The sequence below is a fragment of the Streptomyces sp. NPDC036815 genome (genome assembly GCF_055609205.1).
The window spans coordinates 1,244,405-1,260,687 of sequence record NZ_JBVJPW010000001.1 but is presented as its reverse complement, the minus strand read 5'-3'; the positions used below and the strand labels follow the sequence as shown (position 1 = coordinate 1,260,687).

15 protein-coding genes are annotated in these 16,283 nt (G+C 72.6%); 9 read left to right on the top strand and 6 right to left on the bottom strand.

All coding sequences use genetic code 11. The features are described from left to right. Positions 1–89: 89 nt before the first annotated feature. Together ACZ69I_RS05635 and ACZ69I_RS05630 are read right to left on the bottom strand one after the other, a co-directional pair. Positions 90–881, bottom strand: coding sequence for an HAD family acid phosphatase (locus ACZ69I_RS05635; RefSeq protein ID WP_467682058.1), 792 nt, complete (start codon positions 879–881; stop codon positions 90–92). A 184-nt stretch (positions 882–1,065) separates the two neighbouring features. Continuing rightward, positions 1,066–1,701, bottom strand: coding sequence for a TIGR03086 family metal-binding protein (locus ACZ69I_RS05630; RefSeq protein ID WP_470830573.1), 636 nt, complete (start codon positions 1,699–1,701; stop codon positions 1,066–1,068). Between the two features lie 201 nt (positions 1,702–1,902). On the opposite strand from ACZ69I_RS05630, the gene ACZ69I_RS05625 reads away from it, so the two are divergent. Then, positions 1,903–3,108 (top strand): MFS transporter, encoded by a 1,206-nt coding sequence (locus ACZ69I_RS05625; protein WP_470830572.1) that lies wholly within the window; start codon positions 1,903–1,905, stop codon positions 3,106–3,108. On the opposite strand, the gene ACZ69I_RS05620 is transcribed toward ACZ69I_RS05625, so the two are convergent. Genes ACZ69I_RS05620 through ACZ69I_RS05610 form a run of 3 tightly spaced genes read right to left on the bottom strand, consistent with a single transcriptional unit; the run spans position 3,083 to position 6,671 of the window. Next, entirely contained in the window at positions 3,083–4,477 is a 1,395-nt protein-coding gene (locus ACZ69I_RS05620; RefSeq protein WP_470830571.1) for a S28 family serine protease, read from the bottom strand. The two genes, ACZ69I_RS05625 and ACZ69I_RS05620, sit on opposite strands and share 26 nt — an antisense overlap. A 47-nt stretch (positions 4,478–4,524) precedes the next feature. Continuing rightward, positions 4,525–5,700, bottom strand: a complete 1,176-nt coding sequence (locus ACZ69I_RS05615; RefSeq protein WP_470830570.1) for a hypothetical protein — start codon at positions 5,698–5,700, stop codon at positions 4,525–4,527. Next, complete coding sequence (locus tag ACZ69I_RS05610; RefSeq protein WP_470830569.1) at positions 5,697–6,671, bottom strand: 5-dehydro-4-deoxyglucarate dehydratase; 975 nt, start codon at positions 6,669–6,671, stop codon at positions 5,697–5,699. Before ACZ69I_RS05610 ends, ACZ69I_RS05615 begins: the two co-directional genes overlap by 4 nt. A gap of 287 nt (positions 6,672–6,958) precedes the next feature. Between ACZ69I_RS05610 and ACZ69I_RS05605 the strand changes: the two genes are divergently transcribed. From ACZ69I_RS05605 to ACZ69I_RS05575, 7 genes are all read left to right on the top strand, one after another. Then, on the top strand, positions 6,959–7,768 hold the full coding sequence (locus ACZ69I_RS05605) for an NAD-dependent epimerase/dehydratase family protein (RefSeq protein ID WP_467682070.1): 810 nt from the start codon (positions 6,959–6,961) through the stop codon (positions 7,766–7,768). Between the two features lie 245 nt (positions 7,769–8,013). Beyond that, complete coding sequence (locus ACZ69I_RS05600) at positions 8,014–8,784, top strand: DeoR/GlpR family DNA-binding transcription regulator (RefSeq protein ID WP_467682072.1); 771 nt, start codon at positions 8,014–8,016, stop codon at positions 8,782–8,784. Between the two features lie 151 nt (positions 8,785–8,935). After that, positions 8,936–10,303 carry an ABC transporter substrate-binding protein gene (locus tag ACZ69I_RS05595; RefSeq protein ID WP_470830568.1) on the top strand — a complete coding sequence of 456 codons (1,368 nt, stop codon included), beginning with the start codon at positions 8,936–8,938 and terminating at the stop codon, positions 10,301–10,303. After that, positions 10,300–11,253, top strand: a complete 954-nt coding sequence (locus ACZ69I_RS05590; RefSeq protein WP_470830567.1) for a carbohydrate ABC transporter permease — start codon at positions 10,300–10,302, stop codon at positions 11,251–11,253. The genes ACZ69I_RS05595 and ACZ69I_RS05590 overlap by 4 nt, the downstream gene beginning before the upstream one ends. Beyond that, positions 11,253–12,083 carry a carbohydrate ABC transporter permease gene (locus ACZ69I_RS05585; protein WP_467682078.1) on the top strand — a complete coding sequence of 277 codons (831 nt, stop codon included), beginning with the start codon at positions 11,253–11,255 and terminating at the stop codon, positions 12,081–12,083. The genes ACZ69I_RS05590 and ACZ69I_RS05585 overlap by 1 nt, the downstream gene beginning before the upstream one ends. Further along, positions 12,080–13,069: a zinc-dependent alcohol dehydrogenase family protein gene (locus ACZ69I_RS05580; RefSeq protein WP_470830566.1), complete on the top strand. Its 990-nt coding sequence runs from the start codon at positions 12,080–12,082 to the stop codon at positions 13,067–13,069. The genes ACZ69I_RS05585 and ACZ69I_RS05580 overlap by 4 nt, the downstream gene beginning before the upstream one ends. A 132-nt stretch (positions 13,070–13,201) precedes the next feature. Then, on the top strand, positions 13,202–14,428 hold the full coding sequence (locus tag ACZ69I_RS05575) for a TerD family protein (protein WP_470830565.1): 1,227 nt from the start codon (positions 13,202–13,204) through the stop codon (positions 14,426–14,428). A gap of 84 nt (positions 14,429–14,512) precedes the next feature. Here ACZ69I_RS05575 and ACZ69I_RS05570 read toward each other — a convergent pair whose 3' ends face one another. Further along, positions 14,513–14,740 (bottom strand): CarD family transcriptional regulator, encoded by a 228-nt coding sequence (locus ACZ69I_RS05570; protein WP_355818053.1) that lies wholly within the window; start codon positions 14,738–14,740, stop codon positions 14,513–14,515. Between the two features lie 331 nt (positions 14,741–15,071). On the opposite strand from ACZ69I_RS05570, the gene ACZ69I_RS05565 reads away from it, so the two are divergent. Then, entirely contained in the window at positions 15,072–16,274 is a 1,203-nt protein-coding gene (locus ACZ69I_RS05565; protein WP_470830564.1) for a protein kinase domain-containing protein, read from the top strand. Positions 16,275–16,283: the final 9 nt, after the last annotated feature.

Genomic DNA, 16,283 nt, shown 5'->3' with positions numbered 1-16,283 from the left:
GAGCGTCTGAGCTGCCTAGACCGTATGGCCACCTAGTCAGGATTGCAACCTAGGTGGCGCGGCAGACCAAGAATCTCGCGCGTCCCCGGTCAGCCCACGTAGTACGTCGGGTTCGGGAGCTTGTACGTCCTGTCGGCGTAGCCGCCCGCGAGGTCGGACGTCTGGTCGCCGAAGCTGCCGACGATGTTGTAGCCGGTCGACTCGATGTACTTGCGGGTGCCTTCCTTGAACTGGACGGTGGTGCAGTTCCAGGCGGCGGGCGTCGCGCAGTCCTTCAGGTACGCGGGCGGATTCGCCTTGTCCTTGGTGAAGACGTGCGTGCGGTCGAGCGCGGTGTCGTAGCCCGCCCTGGCGAGGTTGGTCACGGCACCCTCGCGCAGCGGCTCGGCGAGCCCGGTGAGGAAGAAGACCTCGACGCCCTTGCGCTTGGCGTACTTCACCAGCTGGGGCATGCCGAAGACCGCGGGACGCTTGGCCTCCTTGACGTAGGCGTTCCAACTGTCGTTGTTGTACGTGTAGTTCGTCGACTTCTCGTAGTCGAAGCTGAGCAGCGCGGTGTCGTCGACGTCGAGGACGATCGCCGGCTTCTTGCCGTGCCGGGTGTGGTGCGCGGCCTTCTTGATGTCCTTCTTCGCCTTGGCCTGGATGCGGGCCAGGTCCTTGGCGTACGGGCTGTCGGGCGAGGACTTCCACACGCCGTCGGCGTCCTTGGCGGCGCCGTAGTAGGCGTCGATCTCGCCGACGAGGAGACCGATGTTGTGGGGCTCCTTGGTGGGGCGCGCCTCGGCCTGGTCCGCGCTGGCGGCACCGGTGGCGTAGAGGGCGGCGCCGGCGACGGTGCAGGCGGTGGCCAGGCCGGCCACGCGTAGGGACTTCCGCATGTATTGCGTCTCCGCATCAGGGTTCGGGCAGGTCAAGGACTGTCTACGCGCATCAACCCGGGTGTGGGGAGGGGGCGGGATGACCCTTTACCTGATCCATACCTGTGCGGCGGGCCGGATCCGTACCTGCGCGGCGGGCCCGTCCGTGCCTGTGCGGCGGGCCGGATCCGTACCTGCGCGGCGGTCAGTCCTGCGGCCGCCAGCCCGGGTCGCGGCCGCTCAGCCCGATCACCCGGTCCAGCAGCGGCGCGCCGTCCGGCACCGGCACCGGCGTCCCGAACAGTCCGGCCCCGTCAGGGCCGTCCCCGGGCTTCGCCTGCGCCGCGGGGGAGAGCAGGGCCCGCGCGCCCTCCAGGCTCGCCTCGTCCGGCGCGTACTCCTGCCCCGTGGCGCGCGCCAGGTCCCAGCCGTGGACGACGAGTTCGTCGAGCGCGACGAGGCCCGCGACCTCGCCCGGCAGGTCGATGCCGCCCGCGCGCGTCATGCCCTGCCAGGCCGCCGGATCGCGCCACGCCCCGGCCATGCCGTCGAGCGCCTTGGGCAGCTCCTCGCGCCAGCCGGGGTCGAGGTCGGGCAGGACGCTGCCGGGCTTCCGGTCGAGGGCCGGCCCGAACTCCTTGCGGGCGGCCGTCTCGAAGGCTCCGGCGAGGCCGAGCACATGGCCGAGGAGGTGGCGTACGGCGTAGTCGGGACAGGGCGTGAGGCCCGCGAGCTGCTCGTCCGTGATGCGCCCGGCGATCCGCGCCACGAGGCGGGCCTGCGGGCCGAGGTCGGGGAGGGCGTCGCCGGTGGTTCCGGTGGCGCCGGTGGTGTCGGTCATGGGAACTCCCTGGGTGCGTGCGGGTCATGGACGGCAGTCCGGGACGGGCCGAGCCCGGGGCCCGTCCCGGACCACGGCCTAAGGCGGCCGTCTCGGTACCTCTCCCCTGTAGACCGGCACCGCGCCGCGAACTCATCGCCCCCGCCCTAGGGAAAACACCCGATACCGTCGCCGGGGCCTTAGAAGCCAGCATCACCAGGCATGACATCGACGATCGGGCGCGTCCTGCGGGACCGCAACGCCGGGCTGTACCTCGGGGCGGTGGTGGTCTCCGGCTTCGGGAGCTCCGCGCTGTGGCTGGCCTCCGGGATCTGGGTGAAGGAGCTGACCGGGTCCGACGGGCTGGCCGCGCTCTGCCAGTTCGCGCTCTGGGCGCCCACCCTCGCGGGCCCCCTGCTCGGCACGCTCGCCGACCGCACCCGCCGCAGACCGCTCCTCGTGGCCGCCAATCTCGCGCTCGGCGCCCTGCTCCTGTCCCTGTTCGCCGTCGACGCCGCGGGGCGGCTCTGGATCCTCTTCGCCGTCCTCGTGCTGTACGGGGCGTGCGGCGTCGTCACGGACGCGGCGGAGGCCGCCCTGGTCGCCACGGCCGTCGACAAGGAGCTGCTCGGTGACTTCAACGGCCTGCGGATGACCGCGAACGAGGGCATGAAGCTGGTGGCTCCGCTCGCCGGGGCGGGCCTCTTCGCCGCGTACGGTGGCGCCCGGGTGGCGCTCCTCGACGCGGTGACGTTCGTGCTCGCGGCGGGCATGTTCGCGCTGCTGCGGGTGCGGGAGAGCGTGCCGGTGCCCGACCGCTCGTCGCTGCGGGCGCGGACCGGGGAGGGGGCGCGGTACCTGTGGGGGCACGCACGGCTGCGGCCCCTCGTCCTCGCGGGCGGCCTGACGATGCTGAGCTCGGGGATCAGCGGCGCGGTCCTCTTCGCGATCGTCGAGGGCCTCGGCCGCTCCCCCTCGTACACGGGCGTGCTGTACGTCGCTCAGGGCGCCGGTTCCGTGGCGGTGGGCGTGGCGTCGGGGGCGCTGATGCGGCGGTTCGGGGCGCGCCGGTTCGCGGGCGCGGGCATCGCGCTGACCGGCGCGGCCGCGGTCCTGAACGCGCTGCCGAACGACGCGGCGGTGCTCGTGGGCAGCTTCACGAACGGCGTCGGGCTGCCCTGCGTGCTCATCGCCGGCCTGACGGCGGTCCAGCGCGAGACGCCGGACGCGCTCGTCGGCCGGGTGGCGGCGACCGCCAACACCCTGATGTTCACGCCGACCGCGCTCGGCATCGCGGCGGGCGCGGCCCTCGTGGAGAGCGTCGACCACCGCGTGCTGCTGCTGGTGCTCGCGGGGGCGCGGCTGCTGATCGCCGCGCCCCTGCTGAGGACCCGGGAGCGGGTTACTTCACGTTCGCCCAGCGCTTGATGGTGGCGACGGCCTTCGTCTGCTCGGCCTCGGGCAGCTTGGCGATGGACGCGCCGTGGTTGGCGCCGGGGACCACGTAGCGGTAGGAGTCGTGGCGGCTCGGCGTGAACTTCTCCGCGCTCCACGGGTCGTTCTCGCCGTAGACGAACATCATGTGGCGCCCGCGGGTCTTCACCCAGCGGTCGACGTCGGCGGTGGTGCTGTTGTTGTACGTGCCGCGCATGGCGGCGGGCAGCACCGAGTTGGGCTGGTAGATGCCGGGGTAGTGGCGCACGCCCTTGAGGTGGGCGAACTCCAGGTCGGCCCAGCCGAGTTGGGTGGCGGCCTGGCGGTAGTAGGGGCCGGTGCCGTTGGTGCCGAGTTCCTGGTCGTGGTAGACGCTGAAGCCGTGCTCCTTCGACCACTGCCAGAGCTCGTCGTCGGTGACCTGCTTCGCGTCGGGGACGCCCGCGCAGTCGGCCTCGTTGCCGCTCTGCCAGAAGTTCCACACCTGGTCGAGGACGGCGAACTCGTAGGCGCGGTCCGTGGTGCCGAGCGTCTCGTGGAAGGTGTGCCCGGCGGCCTTCTGCTCCTTCTCGAACGTCGGCAGGAAGGTGTCACGGCGTACGAGCATCTCGCGCTGCACGGCGTTCAGCGCGGCCCGGCACTCCTTGGTGCCGACCGTCCTGAAGAAGCGTTCGTAGCCCCGGTCGTCACGGTTGTCCGCGTCGTTCGGCGCGACGAACGCGACGACCGCGTCCAGGTCCCCGGGGTAGAAGCGCTCGTGGTACGTCGCCGTCATGCCGCCCTTGCTGGCGCCGGTGCCGAGCCACTTGCCCTTCTCGATCCCGCGCAGGGCGCGGGTGAGGCGGTGCTCGTCGGCGGCTTCCTGCTGGATGGTCATCTTGGACCAGTCGTCGCCCTCGGGGCCCGCGGGCCGCGACTGGGCGAAGTAGCGGTGCTCGACGGCGACCTGGTTGGCGTCGATCAGCTTGGTGAGCGCGGTGGTGCCGCCGGGGAGGGTGTAGCCGCCGGTGTACAGGACGGTCGGCTTGTCCGTGGCCTTGTGCCAGAGCGTGGCGCGCTGCGTGAAGGTGGCGCCGTGGGGCTTGCGGTGGTCGACAGGCTGCTCGTACGTGAGCGTGTAGAGGGGGTGGCCCTCCTTGTCGGCGACCGAGACCACCGTCATGCCCGGTATGCGCTCCAGGCGTTCACGGATGTCGGTGGCGGCGGCGTGCCGGTCCGCGGCGGTCGTCTGTGCGGCGGCCGGGACCGCTCCCCCGAGCGCCGCGGCGCCCGCCATCAGTCCGGCGCAGACCAGCCCGGATATCCCCTTGTTGCGCACCTTGCTCCCTCTGTCCGCTGTCGCCTCCGTGCCGGTCGCTGTCATGACCGTCACGGGAGTGACGCCTGTGGTTCCGCGGATCGTATCGGCGATCACGCCGGGCGCGACAGGGCTTCGGCGACGAGGCCGAGGTCACCGTCCGACGCCAGGCCCGCGTGGTAGAGCCGCAGTTCGGTGGCGCCGAGCTCCGCGGCACGGGCCGCGTCGGCGGCGAGGGTGGCGGGACTGCCGCCCATGCCGCTCACCACGGTGAGGTTGGCGGCCAGGACCGTGCCGTCCCCGCCCAGCCCGGCGAACGGCGCGAGCAGGCGCGGGCCGCCCGTGCAGGGCACCACCACTCCGTCGGCCACGGAGAGGACGTGCGCCGGGTCGACGCCCGCGTTCGCGCCGCAGTGGTACGTGACCGGGTCGGCGTGGAGCAGCACTTGGAAGCCGGGCTCCGCGTCGCGCGCCGCCGCGCGGACCGCGCCGACGGCGGCCTCCTGGAGGGTACGGGCGGTCGCCCCGCGCCACGCGCGCGTGGCCGCCGCCCGGTCGGCGCCGATCAGTCTCTCCACGGCCGTCCAGCCGTCGGGTTCGCCCGCACCGCGCCACACGGGCTCCAGGGCGCCGCGGACGACGGCCGCGAGCTCGTCCGGATCGAGGCCCTGTCCGGCGTACCCCTCCCGGCAGGAGGCGCAGAAGCACAGCGACATCAGGTACTGCCCGGCTTCGCCGAGGGGGACACCGGCGGTCTTGTCGTGGGCGTGCAGGTGCGCGAGGCCGTACCAGCCGCAGGACTCCAGTTCGGTGCCGCGCGTGCCGGGGCGCACGGCGGCCTCCGCGGCGAGGTCGACCAGGTACGCGCGCGTGGCGGGCCGGGCGATGCAGGGCGCCCAGGGGTAGCGGTCGCCGTAGGCGTTCACCACGGAGGTCGCCGGATGCTCCTCGCCCATACGGGAGTTGTGGGCGAGGACGACCCAGCTGTGCACCTCGATCCCGGCGTCGCCGAGCGCCCGCGCCGCCTCTCCGTAGGCGTCGCCCGGCGCCCAGTCCCCGGCGGCGTACGGCCGCGGCTCGCGCCCCTGCCAGCGGTCGCCCGGCGGGTAGAGGACGGCGGCGTGGGCGGCCGTGACGACGCGGTGGCGGGGGTGGCGCGGCGTCAGGGCGCGTGTGGAGTGGTAGGCGGCGGCCAGGGTGACCTGGCGGATGCCCAGCGCGGCGAGGCGGGTGGGCGCGCCGGGGTCGCCGACGACGTCCCAGGGGTAGAGGAACGCGGCGGCCTTCACACGCCCTCCCCGAAGCCGCCGGGCAGCCCGCTCCGCAGCAACTCCCGGCCCCGCTCGACGAGTTCCGCGAGTCGCTTGACGTGTTCGGCGTCCGGCTCGTGCAGCGGCGGCCGTACGTGGCCGACGTCGAGGCCGCCGAGCCGCACGCCCGCCTTGACGAGGGAGACCGCGTAGCCGCGGCCGAGGGCGCGCAGCTCCACGAAGGGCCGGTAGAAGCCGTCGACGAGCCGGTCGACGGCGGCGTCGCCCTCCGGGGTGCCCGCGTTGAACGCACGGTGGAAGGCGAGCGCGATGTCGGGCGCGAAGCAGAACACCGCCGAGGAGTAGAGGGTCACGCCGATGCCCCGGTAGGCGAGCCCGGTCAGCTCCGCGGTCGGCAGCCCGTTGAAGTACAGGAAGCCGCCCGGCACTTGACTGCGCACGGCGCTGACCGTGCGCTGCATCAGGTCCATGTCGCCGAGGCCGTCCTTGAAGCCGATGACGCCCTCCGCGCGCGCGAGCGCGACGACCGTCTCCGGGGTGAGGACGGCGTTGTCGCGCTGGTAGACGATGACGTCCAGGGAGGTGGCCGCGGCCAGTTCGGTGTAGTGCCGGATCAGCCCCTCCTGTCCGGCGACGACGAGATAGGGCGGCATGGCGAGGAGGCCGTCGGCGCCCGCCTCCTCGGCGAGGCGCGCGTACCGCACGGCGAGCGCGGTGCCGTACCCGGCGCCCGCGACCACCGGGACGCGCCCCGCCGCCTCGTCGACGGCGGCGGCGACGCACTCCTGGAACTCCTCGGGGGTCAGGGCGTGGAACTCGCCGGTGCCGCAGCAGGCGAACACGGCCGCCGCCCCCGCGTCGATGCCGTCGCGCACGTGGTCGCGGAAGGTGTCCAGGTCGAGGGCGCCGTCGGGCCCGTACGCGGTGACCGGGAAGAAGAGCGGCCCGCTGGGGACGCGGAGTCGGGAAGCGAGGGGGGCTGACGTCACGGGCTCTCCCTAGGCGTGCGTGCCAGGCGTGCGTGCGGAGCGTGCACGTTTCTGATTCATGTCCATATCTCTGAACGCGTCCACGCTAAAGCGCCCGATCGAGCCCGGTCAAGCGGACGAACTCCGCACCCAGGGGCGGCTGGAGCGGAGTACCTCCTCCGCGAGCCCCCCGCGCGGCGCGCCACGGACACTTGACGCCGCGCGACGGAGATCCCTAGCGTGTCCGCAGCTGCGTCCATGCATGTGAATCCGGTCCGTGGATACATACGCGCCCGAGGAGATCCGTCATGCCCGCTCCCCGCACCGTCCTGCTCACCGGCGCCGCCGGCGGCCTCGGCACGCTGATGCGCGGTCTCCTGCCGACGTACGGCTACGACCTGCGCCTGCTCGACGTGCGCCCCGTCGAGGGCGAACCGGACGCCATCACCGCGGACCTGGCCGACCCCGCGGCTCTGCGCGAGGCCGTGCGCGGGGTCGACGCGGTCCTCCATCTGGCGGGCATCTCCCTGGAGTCCACCTTCGACAAGATCCTGCGAGCCAACATCGAAGGCACGTACAACCTCTACGAGGCGGCCCGCGAGGAAGGCGTCAACCGGATCGTCTTCGCCTCCTCCAATCACGCGGTGGGCTTCACCCCGCGCCCCCTCGGCGACGAGCCGCTGATCCCGGTCGACACCCCGCGCCGCCCCGACACCTTCTACGGCCTGTCCAAGTCCTTCGGCGAGGACCTCGCCCAGCTCTACTGGGACAAGCACGGCATCGAGACCGTCTCGGTCCGCATCGGGTCGTGCTTTCCCGAGCCGTCGAGCGTGCGGATGCTGTCCATCTGGCTGAGCCCCGGGGACGGCGCACGCCTCTTCCACGCGGCGCTCACCGCCGAGGACGTCGGGCACACCGTGGTCCACGGCTCCTCCGCCAACACCCGCCTGTGGTGGGACCTCTCCTCCGCGCGGGCGCTCGGCTACGCCCCGCGGGACGACTCCGAGCGGTACGCGCAGAAGCTCCTCGCCGAGCAGGGCGAACCGGATCCGGCCAATCCCGACCACACGCTCCTGGGGGGCCACTTCTGCACGAGCCCGCCGGTGTGGCCGTACTGACCGCACCGGCCGCCGCCTGCCTCCGCCCGGTGCCCGCCCGCCCCCGACCGGGCACCGAACGGGCAGCGCGACCCCCCGGAACGGGCACGCCCCCGGCCCGCCGCACAGGCCGTCGTCCCGCCAAGCGGGCACAAACGGGCAGCATCGAGCCCACTGCGAGCCTGGTCACCCCCGGGCCCGGACGGTAGAACTTCCCCCACAGGCCCGAACGGGCACGCACCGACCAGGGGAAGAAGGTGGCGCCGATGACCGCGGAAGAACGTCAGCGGCGGATCGTCAACGCGGCCCGCCACTCCGGCTCCGTCGACGTGACGGTGCTCGCCGGGGAGCTCGGGGTCGCGAAGGAGACCGTCCGCCGCGATCTGCGGGCCCTGGAGGACCACGGCCTGGTCCGCCGCACCCACGGCGGCGCCTACCCCGTGGAGAGCGCGGGCTTCGAGACCACCCTCGCCTTCCGCACCACCATGCACGTCCCCGAGAAGCGGCGCATCGCCGCCGCCGCGGCGGAGCTCCTCGGCGACGCCGAGACGGTCTTCGTCGACGAGGGCTTCACCCCGCAGCTGATCGCCGAGGCCCTGCCCGGCGCCGCGGCGGGCCGCGCCCTGACCGTGGTCACCGCCTCGCTGGCCACCGCGGGCGCCCTCGCCGAGGCCGAGAACATCACCGTCCTGCTGCTCGGCGGCCGGGTCCGCCCCGGCACGCTCGCCACCGTCGACCACTGGACGACCCGCATGCTGGCCGGATTCGTCATCGACCTGGCGTACATCGGCGCCAACGGCATCTCCCGCGAACACGGCCTGACCACCCCCGACCCCGCGGTCAGCGAGGTGAAGGCGCAGGCCATCAGGGCGTCGCGGCGCACCGTGTTCCTGGGCGTGCACACCAAGTTCGGGGCGACGAGCTTCTGCCGGTTCGCGGGGATCGGCGATCTGGACGCGATCGTCACGAGCAGTCGGCTGCCCACGTCCGAGGCACACCGCTACTCGCTCCTGGGCCCCCAGGTCATCCGCACCTGACCGACCGCTCCCTCCCTCTCCTCCGCTTCCCCCCAACTCCTCCCGCTCTCTCTCCCGCTCTCTTCCGCTCTCTCCGCGCGCATCGCGGGCTTCCGCACGCCCCGGCATGCCCCGAACACCCCTCTTGCCCCTCTATGTTCAGGAGCGACTCATGCGAACCCCGAGCCGACGGAGGCCGCGCACGCTCGCCGCGGCCGCCGCAGGGGCGCTGCTCGCCCCGCTGCTCGCCGGCTGCTGGGCCGGCGCCGGCGGGTCCGGTTCAGGCGGCGACTCCATCAACGTCCTCATGGTGAACAACCCGCAGATGGTGGAGTTGCAGAAGCTCACCGCCGCCCACTTCACCAAGAGGACGGGCATCAAGGTGAACTTCACCGTCCTGCCGGAGAACGACGTCCGCGACAAGATCAGCCAGGACTTCGCCAACCAGGCAGGCCAGTACGACGTCGCGACGCTCAGCAACTACGAGATACCGATCTACGCGAGGAACGGCTGGCTGCACGAGGTCGGTTCGTACGCGCGAAAGGACCGGGCGTACGACGAGAAGGACATCCTGGCGCCGATGCGCCAGTCCCTCACCGGCGACGACGGCAAGCTCTACGGGCAGCCCTTCTACGGAGAGTCGTCCTTCCTGATGTACCGCAAGGACGTCTTCAAGAAGGCCGGCCTGACCATGCCCGAGCACCCCACCTGGCAGCAGGTGGCCGCTCTCGCCGCCCGCGTGGACGGCAAGAAGCCGGGGATGAAGGGCATCTGTCTGCGCGGGCTGCCCGGCTGGGGCGAGGTGATGGCGCCCCTGACGACCGTGGTGAACACCTTCGGGGGCACCTGGTTCGACAAGGGGTGGAAGGCCCGTCTGGACTCCCCCGAGTTCGAAAGGGCGACCCGCTTCTACGTGGACCTCGTCCGCGAGCACGGCGAGTCCGGCGCCGCGCAGTCCGGCTACGCCGAGTGCCTCAACAACCTCACCCAGGGCAAGACCGCCATGTGGTACGACGCGACGGCCGCCGCGGGGTCCCTGGAATCCGCCAAGTCCCCGGTCAAGGGCAAGATCGGCTACGTGCCCGCCCCGGTGGAGCGGACGAAGAGCTCGGGGTGGCTCTACACGTGGGCCTGGGGCATGCAGAAGGCCTCCCACAACCCGGACAGGGCCTGGCAGTTCATCTCCTGGGCGTCGGGCAAGGAGTACGAGAAGCTCGTCGGCGAGAAGACCGGCTGGTCGAACGTCCCCGCGGGCAAACGCGCCTCGACCTACGCGAACCCGGCCTACCGCGCGGAGGCCGCCGCCTTCCAGGACGTCACCCGCGCCGCCATCGAGGGCGCGCGGCCCCGCGACCCGGGCGTGCAGCCCCGCCCGGCGCCCGGCATCCAGTTCGTCGGCATCCCCGAGTTCACCGACCTCGGCACCAAGGTCTCCCAGGAGATCAGTGCGGCCATCGCCGGACGCCAGTCCGTCGGGTCGGCCCTGAAGAAGTCGCAGGAGCTCGCCGAGAAGATCTCCGAGGAGTACGAGGGACGATGACCGCCACCGCAAGCACCTCCGCCGTGGGGCACGCGCGCGTGCCCGGCACGACGGCGTCCAGGCCACCGGGAAGGCTGCGCGCCTGGGCGACCCGCGCGCCCCTGCTGCCCGCACTCGTCTTCATGATCGCCGTGACCCAACTGCCCTTCGTGGCCACCCTGGTGATCTCCTTCTTCGACTGGAACGCCCTCTATCCGGACGCCCGCAGCTTCACCGGGTTTGCCAACTACACCGAGGTCCTCACCGATCCCGACCTGCGCAAGTCCGTGCTGACCACGATCGTCCTCACGGCCTCCGTCGTGCTGGCGAGCCTGGTCGCGGGGCTCGGCCTCGCGCTGCTCCTGAACCGCAGGTTCCGCGGCCGCGGCCTGGTGCGCACGCTCCTCATCGCGCCGTTCCTGCTGGTCCCCGTGGCCGCGGCGCTGCTGTGGAAACACGTGCTCTACAACCCCGAGTACGGGCTCTTCAACGGCCTCCTGCACTGGGTCGGCGGGGACTCCGCCGCCCAGCCCGACTGGATCTCCCACACCCCGCTCCTCGCCGTCGAGGCCTCCCTGGTGTGGCAGTGGACGCCCTTCATGATGCTGATCCTGCTCGCGGGGCTGCAGAGCCGCGACCCCGAGCTGATCGAGGCGGCCCGGATGGACGGCGCGAGCAACTGGCAGGTCTTCCGGCATCTGACGCTGCCGCACCTGCGCCGCTACCTCGAACTGGGCGCGCTGCTCGGCTCGATCTACATCGTGCAGAACTTCGACGCCGTCTTCACCCTCACCTCGGGCGGCCTCGGCACCGCCAACCTGCCGTACACCGTCTACCAGAGCTTCTACCAGGCCCACGAGAACGGTCTGGCCTCCGCGGCGGGCGTGCTCGTCGTCATCGGCTCGCTCGTCATCGCGACCTTCGCGCTGCGGGTCGTCTCGTCCCTGTTCCGCGAGGAGGTGTCCCGCTGATGAGCAACGCACGCGGCAAGGGAATCGGCCTGGGGCTCACCGCCTGGCTCGCCGGCATCCTGTTCTTCCTGCCCATCGCCTGGATGGCGCTGACCTCCTTCCACTCGGAGGAGGACGCGGCGACCAACCCGCCCTCGCTCGCCGCCTCCCTCACCCTCGACGGCTACCGCGAGTTCTTCGGCTCGGGCGGCGGCGCGAGCCCCTGGCCCTCGCTCGTCAACTCGACGGTGGCGTCCGTCGTCTCGACCCTGTGCGTGCTCGTCCTGGCCCTGCCGGCCGCGTACGCGCTGTCCATCAGGCCCGTCAAGAAGTGGACGGACGTGCTCTTCTTCTTCCTGTCCACGAAGATGCTGCCGGTCGTGGCGGGCCTGCTGCCGATCTACCTCTTCGCCAAGAACACCGGCCTGCTCGACAACATCTGGCTGCTCGTCCTGCTCTACACCTCGATGAACCTGCCGATCGCGGTGTGGATGATGCAGTCGTTCCTCGCCGAGGTCCCCAGACCGGTCATCGAGGCCGCGCAGATCGACGGGGCGCGGCTGCCGACGATCCTCACGCGCGTGGTGGCGCCCATCGCGCTGCCCGGGATCGCCGCGACCTCCCTGATCTGCTTCATCTTCAGCTGGAACGAACTGCTCTTCGCCCGGGTGCTCACGGGCGTCGTCGCCCAGACCGCGCCCGTCTTCCTGACCGGCTTCATCACCAGCCAGGGCCTGTTCCTGGCGAAGGTGTGCGCCGCGTCGCTCGTGATCTCCCTGCCGGTGCTCGCCGCGGGGTTCGCCGCCCAGGACAAGCTGGTCCAGGGCCTGTCGTTGGGAGCCGTCAAGTGAAGGCCGCCATCATCGAGTCCGTCGGCAAGGCCGCCGTCGGGGAGCTGCCCGACCCCACGCCGGGGCCCCGTGAGGTCGTCGTCGAGGTCGCCGCATGCGGACTGTGCGGGACCGACCTGCACATCCTCCAGGGAGAGTTCGCGCCCACCCTGCCGGTCGTGCCCGGGCACGAGTTCGCCGGTGAGGTCGTCGCGCTCGGCAGCGACGTGCGCACGCTCGCCGTCGGCGACCGGGTCGCCGTGGACCCCTCGCTGCACTGCCACGAGTGCCGCTACTGCCGGGACGGGCGGGGCAACCTCTGCGAGCGGTGGGCCGCGATCGGCGTGACCACCGCGGGCGGCGCCGCCCAGTACGCGGTGGCGCCCGCCGCGAACTGCGTACGCCTGCCCGACCACGTGCGCACCGAGGACGCCGCCCTGATCGAGCCCCTCTCGTGCGCCGTGCGCGGCTACGACGTGCTGCGCTCGCGGCTCGGCTCGCACGTGCTGATCTACGGCTCGGGGACGATGGGCCTGATGATGCTGGAGCTCGCCAAGCGCACCGGCGCGGCGAGCGTGGACGTCGTGGACCTGAACGCGGACCGGCTCGCCACGGCACGGCAGTTGGGCGTCTCGGGGTCGGCGGCGCACGCGGACGAGCTCGACCGGCCGCAGGGCTGGGACGTCGTCGTCGACGCGACGGGCAACGCGGCCGCGATCCAGGACGGGCTCGAACGGGTCGCCAAGGCGGGCACGTTCCTGCAGTTCGGCGTCGCCGACTACGCCACGCGCGTGAACATCGACCCGTACCGGATCTACAACCAGGAGATCACCATCACCGGTTCGATGGCGGTCCTGCACAGCTACGAGCGGGCGGCGGAGCTGTTCGCGGGCGGCGTCCTCGACCCGGACGTCTTCATCAGCGACCGGCTGCCGCTCGCGGAGTACCCGCAGGCGCTCGACCGGTTCGCCGCCGGGGTGGGGCGGAAGATCGTGGTCGTGCCGTAAATCCGGTACCGCGCGGCGGGGCCGGGACACGCGCTTCCGGCCGTGCCCCGCCGCCCGCGAGGCCCGGAAAAAACCTTCGCCAGGTAAGGGAACGGCAAAGCGGGATCGTTCGTTACCCCTGGCATGACAGCTATGACCCCTGGCTCGAACATCCCGCTGACCGCCACCCGCGTGGCGGTGGACGTCGCCGCTCCGGTGCGGCTCGACGTATCGGGCCTGCTGCTCACCGCCGACGGCAAGGTGCGCTCCGACGACGACTTCATCTTCTTCAACCAGCCCTCCGGGCCCGGCGTGACCTACCAGTCCGGTGGCGGCACGACCCCCGACAAGGTCACCGTCGACACCTCCGCCGTGCCGCCCGGCATCGAGAAGATCGTCGTGACCGCGAGCCCGGACGCGGCGGGCCAGACCTTCCAGGGCGTCGAGCCCACCGCCACGATCCGCAACGCCGACGACGGCTCGGTGCTCGCCACCTTCACACCGCCGCAGCTCGGCACCGAGACCGCCCTCGTGATCGTCGAGATCTACCTGCGCAACGGCGCGTGGAAGGCCCGCGCGGTCGGCCAGGGGTACGCCAACGGTCTCGCGGGCATCGCCACGGACTTCGGCGTCTCGGTGGAGGAGCCCGCCCCGGCCCCGGCCGCCGCGCCCGTGGCACCTCCGGCTCCCCCGGCTCCCCCGGTGGGCCAGCCGGTGCAGGGCCCGCCCCCGCCGGTCGCCGACCCGCGCCAGGCCGCGCCCGCAGCGCCCGCCGCCCCGGCCGCGCCCGCGCCCGGCGTCGGGAAGATCAACCTGGACAAGGGCCGCGTCAGCCTCCAGAAGAACCAGACGGTGTCCCTGGTCAAGGGCGGCCGCCCGCTGCTCTCGCAGGTCAAGATGGGCCTCGGCTGGGAGCCCGCGTTCCGCGGCAAGGACATCGACCTGGACGCCTCCGTCATCGCGTACGGCCCGCAGCGCAACCACGTCGACAGCTGCTACTTCGGCAAGCTCTCGATCGTGAACGGCGCGATCAAGCACTCCGGCGACAACCTGACGGGCGAGGGCGGCGGTGACGACGAGGTGATCGTCGTCGACCTCGGCCGGCTCCCCCAGGACGTCACGGGCCTGGTCTTCACGGTGAACTCGTTCTCCGGCCAGAAGTTCACCGAGGTCGCGAAGGCCTACTGCCGCCTGATCGACGCGGCCTCCGGCGAGGAGTTGGTCCGCTTCGACCTGACCAACGCCGAGGCGCAGACGGGCGTCATGATGGCGAAGCTGATCAAGCAGTTCAGCGGCGAGTGGGAAATGACCGCGATGGGGCAGTTCGTGAAGTCCCGCACGGTGCGCGGCATGGTGAAGCCGTCGGCGCAGGCCCTGTAGGCCGGCCGGGGCGGAGATGAAAGAGGGGCGGCGGACCGCATGCGCGGTCCGCCGCCCCTCACTCGTATCAAATCGTTATCGGAATCAGAGCTTGGACAGCTTCGGATAGGGGCTCAGGAACCGTCCCTGGCGGCCCGCGAAGTCGATGACCACCGCGTCCTCTCCCTCGACGCCCACGATCCTTCCGAGGCCGTACTGGTCATGGGAGACCCTGTCACCCACCTCGAAGTGCTCCACGGGTGGCGCGGGCGGGGCGGGCACGTTGAAGGGACTGTTCGGCAGGTGGCGGCGCGAGCCGGGGGGCCTCGTCATATTCGCAGTATGAGGCTTCGGGAGGGCGAGGCACCATGCTCCGTACTCACACTGCCCTCACATCGGTATGGAACAGACACACAAGCCACGGTGCGCGGCGCCCGCGCCCGGGGGCGGAGACGACCCGAACGGGGGATGCGGTGACCCGTCGCGCCCTTTCGGCCACGGGTCGTGACCGGAGGGGCTCGGGCGCCGGTCCAGCGGCTCAGGCGGCGGCTGGCCGGTCGGCGGCGCAACCGTACGATGCCTCCCGGGCGTCGCACAGTACGTACAGGTCTTCCTGTCACCCTGTCGTCCCGAGGGTCTCCTCGGGTCTCTGGAAGGAGCATCCGTGGAGGTCGGCGGGTATCGGGTCGTCGCATCGCTCAGCGAGGGCGCAAGGGGCCGCGTCCAGCTGGCGCGGTCCGCGTCCGGGCGGGCGGTGGCCCTCAAGACGGTGCACGAGCAGTCGGCCGCGGATCCGGAGTTCCGTGCGCGCTTTCGTCGCGAGGCGGCCGCCGTGCGCACCGTCACCGGCCGGTACGCCACCGCCGTGCTCGACGCCGACCCGGACGCCGACCGGCCCTGGTACGCCGTCGAGTTCTGCGCGGGCCCCGGTCTGCCGAAGGCGGTGGCCGCGCACGGCCCGCTCGGCGGCGCCGAACTCGCCGCGCTGGGCGCCGCGCTCGCCGAGGCGCTGGCTGCCCTGCACGCGGCGCGCCTGGTGCACCGCGACGTGAAGCCGTCCAACGTCGTCATCACGCGGGACGGGCCCAGGATCATCGGTTTCGGCCTCGCGAGGAGCGCGGCCGACGAGAGCCCCTCGGCCGAGGGCCGGGCCGTCGGCTCGCCCGGCTTCGTCTCCCCCGAGCGGCTGACGCCCGGCGTCCGGCCGGGTCCCGCCGCCGACGTCTTCGCGCTCGGCGCGGTCCTCGCCGTGGCGGCGACCGGGCGCGGCCCCTTCGGGTCCGGCGGCGCCCCCGAGGTCCTGCACGGCACGCTGCACGACGAGCCGGACCTGGTGGGCGTGCCCGACGCCGCCTGGCAGGACTTCCTCGGCCGCTGCCTGGCCCGCGATCCCGCGGACCGGCCGACGGCCCCGCAGGTGCTCGCCTGGTGCGCCGGGCGGGCGGCCGGGGAGCCGTGGTGGGAGCAGGAGCCGGTCGCCGGGCAGATCCGGCGCCAGGAGGACAAGGTCGCCGAGCAGCTGCGGCAGGCCGCGCCGCGGGAAGGTCAGGGGGGCGGGCGGGACGACGGGGCGGAGGACGCGGCGGACGGCGTCATGGGATGGGGCCTCTACGGCGGCCCGCCTCCGGCCGATCCGGGCCCACCACCGCCGCCTACCGGCCACGGCCTCGGCCCCGGCCACGGACCCGGAACCTCCGCGGACACCCGCCCCGCCGACCCGCTGGACGACACCCCGCCGCCCCCGCACCGCACCTCCCGGCGCCGTCTCTTCGGCTGGGGCAGTGCGGCGCTCGCGGCCGTGGGCGCCACCGCGGCGGCCGTGCTCCTCGGCGACGGGGGCGGTCCGGGCGCCGGGGGCGGCGGCTGACGGGCCGTA